This window comes from Billgrantia tianxiuensis (assembly GCF_009834345.1).
Taxonomy (GTDB): Bacteria; Pseudomonadota; Gammaproteobacteria; order Pseudomonadales; family Halomonadaceae; genus Halomonas; species Halomonas tianxiuensis.
On record NZ_CP035042.1, the window covers coordinates 3,713,398 to 3,728,776 of the forward strand.

16 protein-coding genes and 1 pseudogene are annotated in these 15,379 nt (G+C 62.0%); 8 read left to right on the plus strand and 9 right to left on the minus strand.

Annotation, left to right across the window (positions count from 1 at the left end; translation table 11 throughout):
• Positions 1 to 6: 6 nt before the first annotated feature.
• On the plus strand, positions 7 to 1,065 hold the full coding sequence (locus tag EKK97_RS17340) for a glycosyltransferase family 2 protein (RefSeq protein ID WP_159553769.1): 1,059 nt from the start codon (positions 7 to 9) through the stop codon (positions 1,063 to 1,065).
• A 73-nt stretch (positions 1,066 to 1,138) separates the two neighbouring features.
• On the opposite strand, the gene rfbC is transcribed toward EKK97_RS17340, so the two are convergent.
• The 6 genes and pseudogenes from rfbC to EKK97_RS17370 all read right to left on the minus strand — a co-directional run bounded on the left by rfbC (position 1,139) and on the right by EKK97_RS17370 (position 8,485).
• Positions 1,139 to 1,687 carry a dTDP-4-dehydrorhamnose 3,5-epimerase gene (gene rfbC, locus EKK97_RS17345; protein ID WP_159553771.1) on the minus strand — a complete coding sequence of 183 codons (549 nt, stop codon included), beginning with the start codon at positions 1,685 to 1,687 and terminating at the stop codon, positions 1,139 to 1,141.
• Between the two features lie 27 nt (positions 1,688 to 1,714).
• A complete protein-coding gene (locus tag EKK97_RS17350) occupies positions 1,715 to 3,022 on the minus strand; it encodes an NAD(P)H-dependent oxidoreductase (RefSeq protein WP_159553773.1) in 1,308 nt (435 codons plus the stop codon).
• The gene (gene rfbF / locus EKK97_RS17355; RefSeq protein WP_159553775.1) at positions 3,022 to 3,798 is read right to left on the minus strand and encodes a glucose-1-phosphate cytidylyltransferase; all 777 of its coding nucleotides are present in this window, start codon (positions 3,796 to 3,798) and stop codon (positions 3,022 to 3,024) included. The genes EKK97_RS17350 and rfbF overlap by 1 nt, the downstream gene beginning before the upstream one ends.
• On the minus strand, positions 3,795 to 4,892 hold the full coding sequence (locus tag EKK97_RS17360) for an NAD-dependent epimerase/dehydratase family protein (protein ID WP_159553777.1): 1,098 nt from the start codon (positions 4,890 to 4,892) through the stop codon (positions 3,795 to 3,797). Before EKK97_RS17360 ends, rfbF begins: the two co-directional genes overlap by 4 nt.
• 241 nt (positions 4,893 to 5,133) lie before the next feature.
• A pseudogene (locus EKK97_RS17365) lies at positions 5,134 to 7,733 on the minus strand (ABC transporter permease).
• Positions 7,730 to 8,485: an ABC transporter ATP-binding protein gene (locus EKK97_RS17370; RefSeq protein ID WP_159553779.1), complete on the minus strand. Its 756-nt coding sequence runs from the start codon at positions 8,483 to 8,485 to the stop codon at positions 7,730 to 7,732. Before EKK97_RS17370 ends, EKK97_RS17365 begins: the two are co-directional and overlap by 4 nt.
• Between EKK97_RS17370 and EKK97_RS17375 the strand changes: the two genes are divergently transcribed.
• The 3 genes from EKK97_RS17375 to EKK97_RS17385 all read left to right on the plus strand — a co-directional run bounded on the left by EKK97_RS17375 (position 8,484) and on the right by EKK97_RS17385 (position 9,869).
• The gene (locus EKK97_RS17375; RefSeq protein WP_159553781.1) at positions 8,484 to 9,197 is read left to right on the plus strand and encodes an arylesterase; all 714 of its coding nucleotides are present in this window, start codon (positions 8,484 to 8,486) and stop codon (positions 9,195 to 9,197) included. The genes EKK97_RS17370 and EKK97_RS17375 overlap by 2 nt on opposite strands.
• Positions 9,198 to 9,261: 64 nt before the next feature.
• Positions 9,262 to 9,525 (plus strand): type II toxin-antitoxin system Phd/YefM family antitoxin, encoded by a 264-nt coding sequence (locus tag EKK97_RS17380; RefSeq protein WP_159553783.1) that lies wholly within the window; start codon positions 9,262 to 9,264, stop codon positions 9,523 to 9,525.
• Positions 9,522 to 9,869: a type II toxin-antitoxin system RelE/ParE family toxin gene (locus tag EKK97_RS17385; RefSeq protein ID WP_159553785.1), complete on the plus strand. Its 348-nt coding sequence runs from the start codon at positions 9,522 to 9,524 to the stop codon at positions 9,867 to 9,869. The genes EKK97_RS17380 and EKK97_RS17385 overlap by 4 nt, the downstream gene beginning before the upstream one ends.
• Here the strand turns inward: EKK97_RS17385 and EKK97_RS17390 are convergent.
• On the minus strand, positions 9,854 to 10,747 hold the full coding sequence (locus tag EKK97_RS17390; protein WP_159553787.1) for a DMT family transporter: 894 nt from the start codon (positions 10,745 to 10,747) through the stop codon (positions 9,854 to 9,856). The two genes, EKK97_RS17385 and EKK97_RS17390, sit on opposite strands and share 16 nt — an antisense overlap.
• Positions 10,748 to 10,773: 26 nt before the next feature.
• The gene (locus EKK97_RS17395; RefSeq protein ID WP_086509404.1) at positions 10,774 to 11,043 is read right to left on the minus strand and encodes an Rdx family protein; all 270 of its coding nucleotides are present in this window, start codon (positions 11,041 to 11,043) and stop codon (positions 10,774 to 10,776) included.
• A gap of 55 nt (positions 11,044 to 11,098) precedes the next feature.
• Here EKK97_RS17395 and EKK97_RS17400 point away from each other — a divergent pair, with 55 nt between their 5' ends.
• The 4 genes from EKK97_RS17400 to ettA all read left to right on the plus strand — a co-directional run bounded on the left by EKK97_RS17400 (position 11,099) and on the right by ettA (position 15,135).
• Positions 11,099 to 12,415: an MFS transporter gene (locus tag EKK97_RS17400; RefSeq protein ID WP_159553789.1), complete on the plus strand. Its 1,317-nt coding sequence runs from the start codon at positions 11,099 to 11,101 to the stop codon at positions 12,413 to 12,415.
• Between the two features lie 64 nt (positions 12,416 to 12,479).
• Positions 12,480 to 12,914 (plus strand): PAS domain-containing protein, encoded by a 435-nt coding sequence (locus EKK97_RS17405; RefSeq protein WP_159553791.1) that lies wholly within the window; start codon positions 12,480 to 12,482, stop codon positions 12,912 to 12,914.
• Between the two features lie 183 nt (positions 12,915 to 13,097).
• A complete protein-coding gene (locus tag EKK97_RS17410; protein ID WP_159553793.1) occupies positions 13,098 to 13,310 on the plus strand; it encodes a PA3496 family putative envelope integrity protein in 213 nt (70 codons plus the stop codon).
• Positions 13,311 to 13,473: 163 nt separating this feature from the next.
• Positions 13,474 to 15,135, plus strand: a complete 1,662-nt coding sequence (gene ettA, locus EKK97_RS17415; RefSeq protein WP_159553795.1) for an energy-dependent translational throttle protein EttA — start codon at positions 13,474 to 13,476, stop codon at positions 15,133 to 15,135.
• A gap of 77 nt (positions 15,136 to 15,212) precedes the next feature.
• Here ettA and EKK97_RS17420 read toward each other — a convergent pair whose 3' ends face one another.
• Positions 15,213 to 15,371, minus strand: a complete 159-nt coding sequence (locus EKK97_RS17420; RefSeq protein WP_159553797.1) for a DUF1328 domain-containing protein — start codon at positions 15,369 to 15,371, stop codon at positions 15,213 to 15,215.
• Positions 15,372 to 15,379 lie beyond the last annotated feature (8 nt).

A 15,379-nucleotide genomic window follows, 5' to 3' on the forward strand; every position in this document is an offset into this window, starting at 1 on the left:
ATCGCCATGCCTCAGGTCGTTGCCGTCATTCTGACATATAACCGCAAGGAACTATTGCAGCGCACTCTGAATGCCGTCTACGCACAGACACGGCCTTGCGACAGGGTAATCGTCGTCGACAATGCCAGTCATGACGGTACCCGGCAATTCTTGCTGGCAGCCGATTATCCCAATCTCGAAGTCTATGTATTGTCTGAAAATATAGGTGCCTCGGGAGGTTTCAATACCGGATTCCGTCTGGCTTACCAGAGTGGTGCCGATTTCATCTGGATGATGGACGATGACATCATCGCGGAACCGGATGCACTGCAGCACCTGCTGGCGGCCGATGAGCTGCTGGAACGCCAAGGTACCGAGCATGCTTTTTTGATTTCAACGGCTTATACGGAAAACGGGTTCATCACCAACACTCCTGGCTTGAGCAGTTTGCCGAACCAGATCGGTTATCGCAACTGGCCAGCATGGGTCGCACATGGCATGGCACCGGTGCAGCGCGCAACCTTCGTCTCGATCCTCGTACCTCGCTCCATCCTGGCCGAGCATGGATTGCCCATCGCCTCGATGTTCATCTGGGGAGAGGATACGGAGTTTACGCTGAGAATCACTCGGGACAAGCCAGGATTCATCGTTGGGGCAAGCAAGGTGGTACATCTGCGGCAGGAGAGCGGACCGATCAGCATATTGACCGAGCACAATCCTGTTCGCTTGAAGTTTCATCGCCATCGCATCCGCAATGACATCTTCATTGCGAGAAAATATAAATCCTTCGGTGCTGCGTTACTCGAAGCATACAAGAATGCCGCTCTGCTGTTCTCCTTCTTGTGTAAAGCAAGATTCGACAAGGCAAGAATCATATTTTACGGGTTGATCGAAAGCTTGTGGTTCTTTCCCGATATCGAAGCGGTGAATGCCCCTTTCACGATGAAAGTCTCTATCAAGAAGCTCAGACACCTAGCGACTTCAGACATCGAGATCGTCCCAGGCAGCGACCTTGGCATGCGAGAAACAGCCGACCGTGCAATCGCGCCAGCCAGCCCCCCTGTGCCTCCTCCGTTTCATCGTTGAACAACACTCCCACAGCCACTCGACATGATACAGGCACCCCGAAGCCCGCTCCGTTGTCGCTTTCTGTTGCAGCTCAATAGAGAGGCGCCCTTCGATCGTCGATCAAGGGCCAGGCTGAGTCTTTCTCGGACAGTACCGTTACGGGAAGGGGCCACTCGACTCCCAGTCGGACGTCGCTGTATCTCAGCCCTCGTTCGGCCTGTGGATGATAGGGAGTCGATACCAGATAGCAGACCTCCACATCGTCGCTCAAGGTCTGAAATGCATGAGCAAACCCAGGCGGCACATAGAGCTGGTAGCGGTTGGCATCGGTAAGCTCGAACGCTTGATGTTGCAGATAGGAGGGCGACGCTTCGCGAAGGTCGACGATGACATCGAGGATCGCCCCCCGGATACAACGTACCAGCTTCGCCTCGCCATGGGGTCGTACTTGATAATGAAAGCCTCTCAAGGTGCCCCGTCGAACAGAGAAGGACGTATTCTGCTGTACGTACTCACTAATCAGCCCTCTCTTGGCAAATTCCGATCGACACATGGTTCGAGCAAAAAAACCGCGCTGGTCGCCATACGGCTCCAGCTCGATCGTCCAGGCATCGTCCAGTTTCGTTCGATGAAAAATCATCCCCTTCCCTCCGGCACCGGCGACAGTTCATGCAAACGTACGCTCCTGCTCGGCATACAAGCGGTCAACGAGACGTCCAGTAGGAATATCCACATCGTCGAAGGTTAGCGCCACATCCTTCGCCACCGGCTTGGTCAAGCGACAACCGATAGCGAGCCCAATCGGCAATAAGTTGTCCCGACGTATGACATCCATGTTCTCGGCGACACCGTAAGTCTCGTAGCCGCCGAGCTCTTCGATCGTCTCGCCTGTCGATAGCGCCTTCTTGGCCACAGCGATCACGCCGACTCTCGGGCCGCCCCGTGGCGTCAATACTGGATCGTTGAAGAGAACGGCTCGAGCCGCGGAGGTGGGAACTTCAAAGTGGCAGAGGTGATAAGGCGTATAAAAACAGTAGTACGGCCCCTGCCCCATCTTGTAAAGCTCCAGGTAATGTTTCTGTCGGGGGTGCTCGAGGGTGCCGAGAACGAAGACTCCCGGCCCCGGCCGTGCACCCACGACATAATCCACCAGCCCCGGAGCCGATGGATCCAGGTAGGGCTCGAAGGCCGCCATTGCCTGTTCTATCGGCACCAGTGGAGCATTGGGGTTGCCCTTGGAAAAGTCGGGGCCAAGCATGCCACGGCGAAACACCTGCATGCCGGTTCCATTGGCGACGATCGCCTGCTCAAAGGAAATCTTCGTACCATCGGCGAAAGAAGCCACCATGGCGGGCTTCTGTCCCCAGCGTCTCGCAAAGCTCTCCTGTGTCGCCGGGTTGCGGTAGGGATCGTGAAGCCCCTTGATGTTGCCGCAGAGGACCGGCTTTATCCCCAGGCCCACCACGAATCGATACAGGTTCATCTGCACACCGGGCTGGTCACCATCAGCGAAGGTGTACACGACACCTCTCTTATTGGCCTTCGCCTTCAGAATGGGGCCAATAGTGCCATCCAGCTCGGCATTCATCTGGACGACATGCTTACCGCTTTCCAGCGCGGCCAGCACGGCATGCGCCGCGAATTCCACCGAGCCTGTCACTTCAATGATCACGTCCAGCCCCTCGGCACGGGCAAGCGCAACCGCGTCCTCGGTGACGGCCGGCTGGCCAGCCGCGATTGCCGTTTCCAGTGCTTCTTGCGTATCGCAATGGACCGGCGCGAGGCCAGCCTGGCCATAGACCTCTGCAGCCGCCTCAACACGACGGTTGGCAATCGCACTCAGGCGCATTCCAGGGGTCGCGGTCATGATCTGCAGACCTATTCCGCTGGCCTGGAATCCTGCGCCGACCATACCGATGCGAATGGGGTTGCCTGCGGCCTGGCGCTCGGCGAGAGCGGTATCGACGATGATCATCAATCTTTCCAGACTTTCCAGGGAGCCTCATCAGCCCAGGCCTCTTCCAGTACCATCTTGTCCCGCAGTGAATCCATGCTTTGCCAGTAGCCCTCATGGTGGAAATACCCCAGCTTGCCGTTCGCCACCATCCGTTTCATGGGCTCCTCCTCCCAGACGGTCTGGTAGTGATCGATCATTTCGAACACCATCGGATCGCAGACGAAGAAACCGCCATTGATCAGGCCACCATCCGCGGGTCCCTTTTCGCGAAATCCCTGAACACAGCTCAACCCTTCGTCCAATCGCAGCGCCCCATAGCGGCCAGGCTGGGTGACGGCAGTGAGGGTGCACCAGTAATCGGAAGCAAGGTGAGCCTCGACCAGCGCCGGGATGTCGACATCGCTGACCCCATCGCCGTAGGTCAAACAGAAGGGACCGTCCGACAGCAGGAACCTGGCCTTCTTGAGCCTGCCTCCTGTCATGGTCTCGATGCCGGTGTCGAGCACGGTGACGTTCCAGTCTTCATTCGCGCTCCGCACCCAATCGATGTCTCCCGTCTTGAGATTGATGGTGTAGTCGGAAGCCCGCCCCCGATAGTTAAGAAAATAGTCGCGCAGGCATTCGACCTTGTAGCCTCCCAGAACGACGAAATCCCTGAAACCATAGTGAGCATATATCTTCATGATGTGCCATATGATGGGCCGACCTCCCACCTCCACCATGGGCTTGGGCCGAATAGCCGTTTCTTCACTCAATCGTGTTCCGAACCCACCTGCAAAGATTGCGACCTTCATGATGTGATCTCCTTAGGACCAAGCCCTCCCGAAAAGCTGCTTGCTCTTCGAGCGGACAGCCAGTGAAGGTTTTCCGATAAGCGCCCCTGTTGGACATGCGCTTGTAGTACATGCAGTCGCACTAGCGATGATGTCCTGAAATTCGTATCGGAAAAGCCCATACGCTTGAGCCCATCGATCAAGCCTTTGATCGATTGAGACAGCGTCGTTTTCGGCTGATGCTCGGGCGCCAGCCTCGAAAAAAGGCCGAAATCCACCCGATAGGAGCGACTATCTACTGGCGCATCGGTATTGATGCTGACCGTGGTCCCCGGAATTGCGTCAGCAACGGCTGACGCCAGATCTCTCACTTGATGATTACGTTCGTTCGCTCCTGTATTGACGCACAACTGCCGCCCTCCGTTGTCGGCCTTGCGCTGTATTGCCCAGTCGATCGCCCTGGCCATGTCCGTGACATCAATCAGCGGACGCCACGGCGACCCATCGCTGAGTACTGTGATGCGGCCCTGACTGAGCGCGCAGGCGACAAAATCGTTGAGAACCAGATCCAGACGTAATCGCTCGGACATGCCACAGGCAGTAGCGAAGCGCAGGCTGGTAATGACCATGTCGCCATCGATGGTAGCAAGGGCCTTTTCGGCCCCGATTTTCGACTTGGCATAGACTGTAATAGGTGCAAGAGCATCGCTTTCACGGCGTGGAGGCCCCGAAGCAATGCCATAGATACTACAACTGGAAGCGAAAACGAAATTTCTCACTCCTGCCCGCTGTGCGGCTCGGGCTATGGAGAAAGTAGCATGCTGATTGATGTCTATCGTAACCGCTGAAAAGCGGTTACCCATTGGATCGTTGGAAACCGCCGCCAGCTGTACCACGGCGGTGTAGCCTTTGAGCATTTCAACCGAAATGGAGCGGGCATCGCCAAAGAACTGTTGTTCGAGTTGACTCTCTGGTAGTCTCCCCGCCCCCGTCAGACAATGCGCGAAATAGGCGTTGTCATACCCATGCAGTACTGCCGAAGGATAAAGCACGGCCAATTCGCGCACGACTACGGAGCCAACGTAGCCCATGTTGCCAACGATCAGTATTTTCATAATCCTTTACGGCATATGAAGGCCGAGCACTCAGGCTCTCTTCATAGCCCTCCTTCACCGCTGCTATTGCAAATTATCTTGCTCCATATCTTTCCATGGTATTCCACCAACTAATTTTGTTATTACATGGCTTACGCACAGCGGCGAGCACCGTCAAGAAACGGAGCGAAAAACAGAATAAATACTGCCGTTTTTCACTCCATTGTCATGATGAATATCGTCCCATTCCCGCTCTTTTACATTACGTTTCTCCTAGCAACCCCAGGCTCGCCGCCGGCGCCTGCCGCCGCAATCCGCGCGACAGTGCATGACCGATGGCGCCAATCAGCAATGCCCCTCCCAAAGGGAGTACCACCCACAGCCACGGATGCAGCCGCGGCGCCAAGTCGAGCCAGGCGACATAGATGCCGGCTGTGGCCAGCTCGGCCAGCAGCGCGCCCATCAGGCCGCTGGCCAAGCCCAGGATGGCGAACTCGGCCCCCTGCACGCGGGAAATGAGCCGTCCCCCGGCGCCGAACACGCGCAGCAAGCCACTCTCGTGTGCGCGAGCCGGGCGGCTCGCGGTCAGCGCTGCGTAGAGCACGCTCACGCCGGCCAGCAGCACGAAGGCCAGCACCAGCTCCACCGCTCTCGTGACTTGAGTCACCACGTCGCGTACCTGGGCCAGAATGGCATCGATGTTGAGCAGCGATACGCCCGGGAAGCCCTGTACCAGTTGGCGCAGTGTCTCGCCCTGCCCCGCCTCGAGGTGGAAAGCGGTGATGAAACTGTGGCCGAAGCGCTCCAGCACCCCGGGCGGGAAGATGACGAAGAAGTTGGGACGGAAGCTGTCCCAGTCCAGGTTGCGCAGACTCGCCACCTCCCCGACGATCTCCTCGCCACCGATGGTGAACGTCATCCGGTCGCCGAGCGCCAGCCCCAGGCGTTCGGCCAGGCCGTCCTCGAGCGAGATCGGCACCGTGGTCTGCTGGGGCTCGGCTTCCACTGCCCCGAGCCAGCCTGCCCCTGCCTGTACGCTCTCCAGATCATCGAACCAGCGGCCAGCCACTACCCGGTTGCCCTCCGGCAGCTCGGCCTGCCAGGTGAGGTTGAGTTCACGGCGCAGCGAGCCGTCGCCGCGCGACTCCACCGGCACCGCTTCGCGTGCCGGTTCGCCGTTGATCGCGGTAAGACGTCCACGCACCATGGGATAGAGCGCCGTGCGGTCGTCGGCATTGGCATCGAGGGCGTCGATGAACGCCTCGCGCTCGCCGGGCTGGATGTTGATGGCAAAGTAATTGGGCGTGTCCTCGGGGAGCTGGGCCTGCCAGGTGGTGAGCAGATCCCGCGCACCAGGGCAATCATCGCCATGGCGAAGAAGGTCACCGCAAAGGCGAGCAGTTGCCCCAGGCTGGCGCTACGGCGCCTGGCCAGCTGGCGTCCCCCCAGGCGCACGGCCTGGGATAGCTCGCCACTGTTGCGCCCCTGCGGCAGGCGAGCCGCGAGACGCAGCACCAGGGCGAGCAGCAACGCACCCAGGCCCCACAGTACTACCAGCATGAGCAGGCCACCCAACAGCAACGAGGCCGCTAGGCCGAAGTCGCCGGAATAGAGCCACAACAGACCACCGAAGACCAGACTGGCCACCAGCACGACCAGCCAAGCCGCAGCAGGAAGCGGATCGAGTTCGCGGCGCAGCACCTTGAGCGCACTGACGCGCTTGAGCCGCAGCAGTGTCGGCCCGGCGAAGCCGACCAGCACCGCCAGCGCCGTCAACACACCGAGCCACAGCGGCAGCCAACCCGGCGGCGGCAGAGTAAGCGGCAGGAAAGTGGTCAGCAAAGCCAGCAACGCGGCCTGCCCGGCCAGGCCCAGCAACGCTCCCAGGAACGATGCCGCCAGAGCCAGCCACAGCAATTGCAGTGCAAACAGCCAGGTCAGGTCGCGCTGGGTGGCACCGAAACAGCGCAGCAGCGCCGCGGTATCGAGATGTCGTTCGACGTAACGCCGCGTCGCCATCGCCACCGCCACGCCAGCCAGCAGCACGGCGGCGAGACCGGCCAGACTCAGATATTTCTCAGCCCGCTCCAGGGCATTGCCGAGCCCCGGGCGGTCGCGGCGCACGTCACGCACCTCGACCCCATCGCGGCGCAGCCGCTCGAGCAGCGGAGCCAGCTGTTCCAGCGCCTGGGGCGGACCGGCGGCGAGCAGCTCGAACTCCACCCGTGCGCCGGGCTGCACCAGATTGGTGGCGTCGAGGTCATCGACATGCACCATCAGGCGTGGATTGAAATTACCGAAGCCGGCGGACTGATCCGGCTCGCGCTCGACCAGGCCAGTCACCGTCAGTTCGCCCTCGCCCACCTGGATGCGATCGCCAAGCTCGGCCTCAAGCAGCAGCGCCAGGCGCGGCGCCAGCCAGGCCTCGCCGGGGGCGGGTCCGTGGTCCACGGTTTCGATGCCTGCGCCACGGTCGACGTAGACCTGACCGTAATGAGGGTAGGCGCTGTCGACCGCCTTCAGGCTTGCCGGCTGAAAGGCCTCGCCCAGGCTGACCATGGTCACCATGTCGACTTGGTCGCTCAGCGTCATCCCGGCCTCTTCCAGCGTACGACGCAGCTCGTCGCCGAAGGGCCGGCCCTGCTCCAGCACCAGGTCGCCCCCCAGCAGTTGACCGGCCTGGCGGGTCAGGCCGCGGTCCAGGCGGTCGAGGAAGAAACCGATCATAGTGGAAGCCGCCACTGCCAGGGCCAAGGCAACGAACAGCGCACGAACGTCGCTGGCACGTAGGTCACGCAGGAGCCCACGGGCGGAAAGCCGTAGCAGGTTGGTACCGGTTGAGCGGTTCGACGTCCGGCTCATGCGCCCACCTCGTCGCGCACGAGTTCGACCAGCCGCCCCTCCTCCAGACGCAGGCAGCGGTCGCAGCGCGCCGCCAGGGCGTGATCGTGGGTCACCAGTACCAGGGTGGTCCCAGCCTCGCGGTTGAGCTGGAACAGCAGCTCAATGATGCGCCCCCCGGTTGCCTGGTCCAGGTTGCCGGTGGGCTCGTCGGCAAAGACCAGCTCGGCGCCGGTGACAAAGGCCCGCGCCAACGCAACGCGCTGCTGTTCGCCGCCGGAAAGCTGCTTGGGCAGGTGATCCAGGCGTTCACCGAGCCCTACCCGGGTCAGCCAGTCGCGTGCCCGCGCCGAGGCATCGGGCAGCGGCGAAAGCTCGAGGGGAAGCAGCACATTCTCCAGCGCCGTGAGGGTCGGCAGCAGTTGGAAGTTCTGGAACACGAAACCGACCCGACCGGCACGCAGCCGGGCGCGACCGTCCTCGTCGAGCTTGCCCAATGTCTCGCCAAACAGCTCGAGCTCACCGCCACTCGGCTCATCGAGCCCCGCCAGCAATCCGAGCAGGGTCGACTTGCCCGCCCCGCTCTGCCCGAGGATCGCCACGCTCTCGCCGGGGAACACTTCTAGCGTCAAGCCACTCAGAATGGTGAGCCGCCGCTCTCCGCTCACGACCTGCTTGCTCAGTTGCCGAGCATGTAGAATCGGTCTGGCATCACGCCTGGAGCCGGAAGTCGTGGCGGGCGCTACAGCATCTCGAATCGAGGAGTCGGACATGGTGAAAGGTTTCCCCATTGGTGTGATCGGTATGTGTCGAGCCTGGCCAATCCGGTGGCGTGCACGCTTCCCTGGCTCGACAGGCGCCATGCTGCTCGCCATGATGCTGGCGGCCTCGGCGGCCATGGCTGCCGAGAGGCCGGTAGTGCTGGTCATGGGCGACAGCCTGAGCACCGCCTATGGCATCGAACAGGAAACAGGCTGGGTCAGCCTGCTGGAAGAGCGGCTCGACGGACACGCACGGGTGGTCAATGCCAGCATCAGCGGCGAAACGAGCAGCGGTGGCGCCAGCCGGCTCCCCGAGCTACTCGGACAGCACGAACCGGACATCGTTCTGCTCGAACTGGGCGGCAATGACGGCCTGCGCGGCCTGCCACCCAGCCAGCTCGAAGCCAACCTGGCCGGCATGATCGAGGCCAGCCAGACCACTGGTGCCGAAGTCCTGCTGCTCGGTATCGACATTCCGCCCAACTACGGGCCGGCTTATCGCCGCGCCTTCACCGATGTGTTCATCCGCCTGGCCGATAATTACGATACACCGCTGGTGCCCTTCCTGCTCGAAGGGATAGCACTCGAGGAAGGCATGATGCAGGACGACGGCATTCATCCCACCAGCGAGGCACAGTCGATCATTCTTGACAACGTATGGCCGGAACTGGCGCCGCTGCTGAAAGGCAACGGCGTGGAGCTGGCCGAAGCCGCACAGGAGTGACTCTGGCCAATGGTCCATTTACGGTCTATATTTTGACTACTGGTAATTTATCAGGAGTACCCTCATGCGCACCGAGACCATAAGCTACCTCAAGCAAAATGCGGCCACACTCAACGTCGAGGAGCCCTTGGTCATCACTCAAAAGGGCAAGCCCACCTACGTGGTGGAGTCCTATGCCGCCCACGAGCGTCGCGAGCAGGCCATCGCCTTGCTCAAGCTGCTGAGCCTGGGCGAGAAGAGCCGTGAACAAGGCAAGACCATGAGCGCCGAGGAGTTCATGACTCGACTCGAGGCCAGACACGAGGCACGTCGTGGCGAATCATCGTGACCACGCCACACCGAGTGGTCTTCGAAACTACGGCTGAGCTCTCCCTGGAATCCTGCGAAAACTTCCTGCTGGACCAGCTCGAACTCTCGCTGCCCCGTGTCGAGAAGATCTCACATGATCTCGTCACGACCAGTCTCGAGCGGCTCACGACTCAACCCCATATCTATCCTGTCTGCCGACTGGCCCTGGAGCTGGGCATCAGCCACTACCGTGAGCTACTCATCGATGGCTATCGTGTCATCTACCGCGTCTGGGGCGAGCCACCGCAGATCTCGATCTACCTCTTCGCCCATCAGCGCCAGGACTTCAAGCAACTCCTCTTCGAGTATCAGCTACTCTCCTGAGCCACCGCCGGCGCCTTCTGCCACTGCTGCAGGCCGAGCCCGCCGAGGATCAGCACCAGCCCGACCAGGGTGGAGACGAGGATCGGCTCGCCTACCACCAGGTAAAGCAGCAGCAGCGACACTGGCGGCGACAGGAAGATCAGGTTCGAGACCTTGGCCGTGCGCGACACCCGATGCATGGCCATCTGCCACAGCACGAAGGCGATGCCCATCTCGAACAGGCCGACATAGACCCCAGCGCCCACGGCCGCCCAGCCGTGCCAGGAAAAGCCGGGGCCAATCAGCATCAGCAACGTGAGCACCGGCAGGCCGACGCTGAAGTTTTGCCACTGGGCCACCAGCGGCGGGCGGGCGTCGCGCACATTGAGCAGCCAGTAGAGCGCCCACAGCAGCGTCGAGCCCAGGGCCAGCCCCACGCCCAGCGGATCGGCAAAGGCCACGTCGAGCACCTGCCCCCGCGTGGCGATCACCCACACGCCCGAGTAGGCGACCAGCCCCGCCAGCACGTCGATGCGCGTGAGCCGTTGCCCCAGGATAGGCACCGCGAGAAAGGCCATGGCCAGCGCCCAGGTGTAGTTGAGCGCCATGGCCTCCTGCCCCGGCAGGCGGTCGTAGGCGCCGAACAGCACCAGATAGTAGGCCACCGGGTTCATCAAGCCAGCCCAGGCCGCGGTGCGCCAGCCATGCCGCAACGCCTCGCCGAGCAGGCCCTGGCGAACCACCATCACCCCCATCAACAGCCACGACACCAGCGACGCCAGCCACATCAGTTCCAGCGGCGACATGTAGGCCAGGGCCACCTTGAAGGCGGTGGCAACGGTCGACCACAGCGCCACTGCCCCCAGGCCGAAAAGCATCGCCTCGCGATCCTGGCGCAAGGTATCCACCCTCGTCGTAATAGCCCTCATCGATCGATATGCCCCAGATCCCGCCCGGGGTCGAGCCGGTCACGCACCCGCTGCTTGAGCTGCTTGCTGTCGGGAAAGCCGCCGTCGCGCTTGCGCTCCCACAACGACTCGTCGTCGTAGAAGATTTCGAAGTAGCCCCCGTGGGAGGGTACCAGCGCCACCTCCTCCAGTTCCTCGCCGAAGGTGGAAAGCAGCTCCTGAGCCAGCCAGGCGCTGCGCAGCAGCCACTGGCATTGGGTACAGTAATGAATGCGGATGCGTGACATGCGGACCACCCTGTCGCAACAATGGAATGGAGATAATAGCAGCCAAGGAGCCTGAATGGCCGAACGCGAGATCAGTCAGTCGCGTCTCTACGAATGGTTGACGGGTGACGACGACAGCCGCATGTGCAAGGACATTCCCGACGCAGCGTGCCGCGAGCAGCCGCACAACTTCTTCCTGCACCTGTTCGCCGCCCTGGGCAACAAGCTGGCCGACGAACTCTCCAGCGCCAGGTTGGTACTGCCCTGGCTGCTCGGAGTCATCGGCGCTCCGCTGTGGATGGTCGGGCTGCTGGTACCGATTCGTGAGTCGGGCGCGCTGCTGCCGCAACTGTTCGTCGCCGGCTTCATCCGCCTCAAGCCGCAGCGCAAATGGGCGTGGGTGGTCGGTGGTGTCATCCAGGCCTTGGCCGCCGCGATTCTCGCCTTGCTCGCCCTGTATGGCCAGGGCAGCCTGGGCGGTGCCCTGGTGCTGGCCACGCTGATCGCCCTGTCGCTGGCCCGAGGGCTCTCCTCCATCGCCACCAAGGACGTGTTGGGCAAGACCATCGCCAAGGGCCGACGCGGCAACCTGATGGGCTGGAGCGGCAGTGTCGCCGGCGCCGTGACCTTGGCCGCCGGCGGCACCCTGATGCTGTTCGAGGATCGCCCTGGCGAGCTGGCCCTCGCGGTTCTGCTGGGAGTCGCCGCCCTGGGCTGGCTGCTCAACGCCGCGTGCGCGGCACGCATCAAGGAGGAGCCCGGCGCGGTGGAGGGCGGTGAGAACGCCTGGAGCAGTATCAAGCTCGGGCTGCGCCTGCTACGTGACGATCGCGATTTCCTGCACTTCAACCTGTCGCGCTCGCTGCTGCTGGCCAGCGCCCTGGCGCTACCTTACGTCGCCCTGCTCGGCCAACAGCAGAGCGGCGCCGAGCTGGGCGGCCTGGGCGTGCTGGTCGTGGTATCGGGTGTTGCGGGCATGCTGGCCAACCCGGTCTGGGGCAAACGCGCCGACGCCTCGAGCCGCAACGTGCTGCGCGACACCGGCTTGGGAGCCGCGACCTGCTGTCTGCTCGGTGCCGGTATCGCCTGGCTGCCGGGCGAGTGGACGCAAACGGTATGGCCCTACGCCATCGTCTATGCTCTGCTTGTCATCGCCCATGCCGGCGTGCGCCTGGGTCGCAAGACCTATCTGGTCGACATGGCGGGGCAGGACCGGCGTGCCCTCTATGTCGCTCTCTCGAACACTCTTACCGGCGGCATGATGTTGCTGGTGGGCGGTGCGACAGGAGTGTTGGCACAGTGGCTGGGCACCGCCTCGCTGCTGGTGGCCCTGGCCTTCATGGCACTGGCCGCCGCCGCCTCGGCCGCGCGCTTGCCGGAAGTCGAGCAATAGGCTCGCAGGCGCTATAGCATAATAAAATTACATGACTGCCTAGACTCAGCCAGGAATGCTTCGAATGAAACGCACCCCATTGATCAGCCCGGAACTGTTGGAGCGCATCGTCAATGCCTCGGAAGACGGCATCGTGGTCGCCGAACAGGAGGGTGACGATAACATCCTCATCTACGTCAACCAGGGCTTCGAGCGGCTCACCGGCTATAGTGCCGACGAGATTCTCTACCAGGATTGCCGCTTCCTGCAGGGAGAGGACCGCGCTCAGCCCGCCCTCGACAAGATCCGCAAGGCCCTCAGCGAGGGGCGCCCGTGTCGTGAGGTACTGCGCAACTACCGCAAGGACGGCACCCTGTTCTGGAACGAGCTGTCGATCACCCCGGTCTTCGATACCGACGACAACCTGACCTATTTCATCGGGATACAGAAGGACGTCACGGAGCGCGTCGAGGCACAAATGGAGCTTGAGCGGCTCAAGGCCGAACACGGCCTCTCCTGATACCTTCGGTCACGCAAAAAAATTTCACGCAGGGCTTGCTCTCGTCGCCTCCCGGATATATATAGCCGTCAGGTGCCAATCATTGGTACCGATGGCGCTTCAGGTCCGTCGCTTCGGACGCGAAGCGAAAGTGCGACACGTCGATCGCCGAGCGGTCGACACCGGGCCATGGGAGGATTTCGCATGAGCCATGAACCCCTTGTCAACGACTCTCACGACGACGATGAATTCCTCGAAGCGGTGAACGACGACGAGTACGTGCGTCCCCGCGCCTCGAGCCGCGCCGACACCCTGCGTGCCCGACGCCGCGTCGAGGCCCTGCTCGAAGAGCGGCGCCTGCAGCGCGCCATCGAGGACGACTGGATGCTCCTCGACGAAGAGGAAGAAGAGGAGTAGTCGACGGCACCTGCCACGAGGCATCCCCGGATGCCTCGTCGAATTCGCCCCAAGCCCCGCCTTGTGGCCCATCCCCGAGACACCAAGCGCTACGGCGCTGGCCTTTGCCCTGTACGGCCACTATCATCGTGGCCACTGAAACCCTCAACCCCAGTGGAATTCCATGGCGCAATACGTCTTCACCATGAATCGGGTGGGCAAGGTCGTTCCGCCCAAGAAACAGATTCTCAAGGATATCTCGCTGTCCTTCTTCCCGGGCGCCAAGATCGGCGTGCTGGGCCTCAACGGTGCTGGCAAATCGACCCTGCTGCGCATCATGGCCGGCGTCGACAAGGAGCATGAGGGCGAGGCGCGCCCCATGCCCGGCATCAACATCGGTTACCTGCCCCAGGAGCCGCAGCTCGACGACGACAAGAACGTGCGCGAGACCGTGGAAGAGGCACTGGGCGAGATCAAGGAAGCACAGGCCAAGCTCGATGCCGTCTATGCCGCCTACGCCGAGCCGGACGCCGACTTCGATGCCCTGGCCGCCGAGCAGGCGCGTCTGGAGAACATCATCGAGGCCGCCGATGCACATAACCTCGAGCGCAAGCTGGAAGTCGCCGCCGAGGCGCTGCGCCTGCCGCCCTGGGAGGCTCAGGTGGGCCACCTCTCCGGCGGCGAGCGTCGTCGCGTGGCCCTGTGTCGACTGCTGCTCTCCAACCCCGACATGCTGCTGCTCGACGAGCCCACCAACCACCTGGACGCCGAATCGGTAGCCTGGCTCGAGCGCTTCCTGCACGACTATCCGGGCACGGTGGTGGCGATCACCCACGACCGCTACTTCCTTGATAACGTGGCCGGCTGGATACTCGAACTCGACCGCGGGCACGGCATTCCCTTCGAAGGCAACTACTCGCAGTGGCTGGAATCGAAGGAGAAGCGTCTGGAACAGGAAGCCAAGCAGGAAGCCTCGCGCCAGAAGGCGATCAAGCACGAGCTGGAGTGGGTGCGCTCCAATGCCAAGGGCCGTCAGGCCAAGAGCAAGGCGCGCCTCAATCGCTTCGAGGAGATGCAGTCCGGCGACTTCCAGAAGCGCAACGAGACCAACGAGATCTACATTCCGCCCGGCCCGCGTCTGGGCGACAAGGTGATCGAGTTCCACGGCGTGTCCAAGCGCTTCGAGGACAAGCTGCTCTACGAGGATCTCTCCTTCAGCGTGCCCAAGGGCGCCATCGTCGGCATCATCGGCGGCAACGGCGCCGGTAAGTCCACGTTGTTCAAGCTGATCACCGGCAAGGAACAACCGGACAACGGCGAGGTGGTGATCGGTGAGACCGTCGACATCGCCTACGTCGAGCAGCTGCGCGACGCGCTCGACGACAAGCAGACGGTGTGGGAAGCGGTCTCCGACGGCCAGGACATCCTCAACATCAACGGTTACGAGGTCTCCTCGCGCGCCTACGTCGGTCGCTTCAACTTCAAGGGCAACGACCAGCAGAAGTTCCTCAAGGACCTCTCCGGCGGCGAACGTGGCCGCCTGCAGCTGGCCCAGACCCTCAAGCAGGGCGCTAACGTGCTGCTGCTCGACGAACCGTCCAACGACCTCGACATCGAGACCCTGCGCGCCCTGGAAGAGGCCCTGCTGGCCTTCCCCGGCTGTGCCCTGGTGATCTCGCACGACCGCTGGTTCCTCGACCGGATCGCCACCCACATCCTGGCGTTTGAAGGCGATTCCCACGTGGAATTCTTCGAGGGCAACTACACCGAGTACGAGGCGGATCACCGCAAGCGGGTCGGCAACGATACCCCGCATCGCATGAAGTACAAGCGCATCGACGCCTGAGGATGCACTACCAAGCAAGAGGCCTCGCCGTTGGCGAGGCCTCTTGTCGTTGCAGCCCACTCATATTGTGGAGAGGGTCACGGTCGTCTTCCAGTGATCAGCGAAACGATGAACAGCACGATGAACAGGAAGAACAGAATCTGAGCGATGGTGGTGGCCGCACCTGCGATGCCGGTGAAACCAAGCACCCCCGCAATGATGGCGATGATAAGAAACAGCATGGCATTGCCGAGCATAACAGACC

Bases quoted from the DNA above. Each gene is read 5' to 3' on its own strand.
- rfbC (WP_159553771.1), bottom strand. From the start codon at position 1,687: ATGATTTTTCATCGAACGAAACTGGACGATGCCTGGACGATCGAGCTG.
- EKK97_RS17380 (WP_159553783.1), top strand. From the start codon at position 9,262: ATGCGCACCGAGACCATAAGCTACCTCAAGCAAAATGCGGCCACACTC.
- EKK97_RS17420 (WP_159553797.1), bottom strand. From the start codon at position 15,371: ATGCTCGGCAATGCCATGCTGTTTCTTATCATCGCCATCATTGCGGGG.
- ettA (WP_159553795.1), top strand. From the start codon at position 13,474: ATGGCGCAATACGTCTTCACCATGAATCGGGTGGGCAAGGTCGTTCCG.
- EKK97_RS17375 (WP_159553781.1), top strand. From the start codon at position 8,484: ATGGTGAAAGGTTTCCCCATTGGTGTGATCGGTATGTGTCGAGCCTGG.
- EKK97_RS17405 (WP_159553791.1), top strand. From the start codon at position 12,480: ATGAAACGCACCCCATTGATCAGCCCGGAACTGTTGGAGCGCATCGTC.
- EKK97_RS17340 (WP_159553769.1), top strand. From the start codon at position 7: ATGCCTCAGGTCGTTGCCGTCATTCTGACATATAACCGCAAGGAACTA.
- EKK97_RS17400 (WP_159553789.1), top strand. From the start codon at position 11,099: ATGGCCGAACGCGAGATCAGTCAGTCGCGTCTCTACGAATGGTTGACG.
- EKK97_RS17370 (WP_159553779.1), bottom strand. From the start codon at position 8,485: ATGTCCGACTCCTCGATTCGAGATGCTGTAGCGCCCGCCACGACTTCC.
- EKK97_RS17395 (WP_086509404.1), bottom strand. From the start codon at position 11,043: ATGTCACGCATCCGCATTCATTACTGTACCCAATGCCAGTGGCTGCTG.
- EKK97_RS17350 (WP_159553773.1), bottom strand. From the start codon at position 3,022: ATGATCATCGTCGATACCGCTCTCGCCGAGCGCCAGGCCGCAGGCAAC.
- EKK97_RS17360 (WP_159553777.1), bottom strand. From the start codon at position 4,892: ATGAAAATACTGATCGTTGGCAACATGGGCTACGTTGGCTCCGTAGTC.
- rfbF (WP_159553775.1), bottom strand. From the start codon at position 3,798: ATGAAGGTCGCAATCTTTGCAGGTGGGTTCGGAACACGATTGAGTGAA.
- EKK97_RS17410 (WP_159553793.1), top strand. From the start codon at position 13,098: ATGAGCCATGAACCCCTTGTCAACGACTCTCACGACGACGATGAATTC.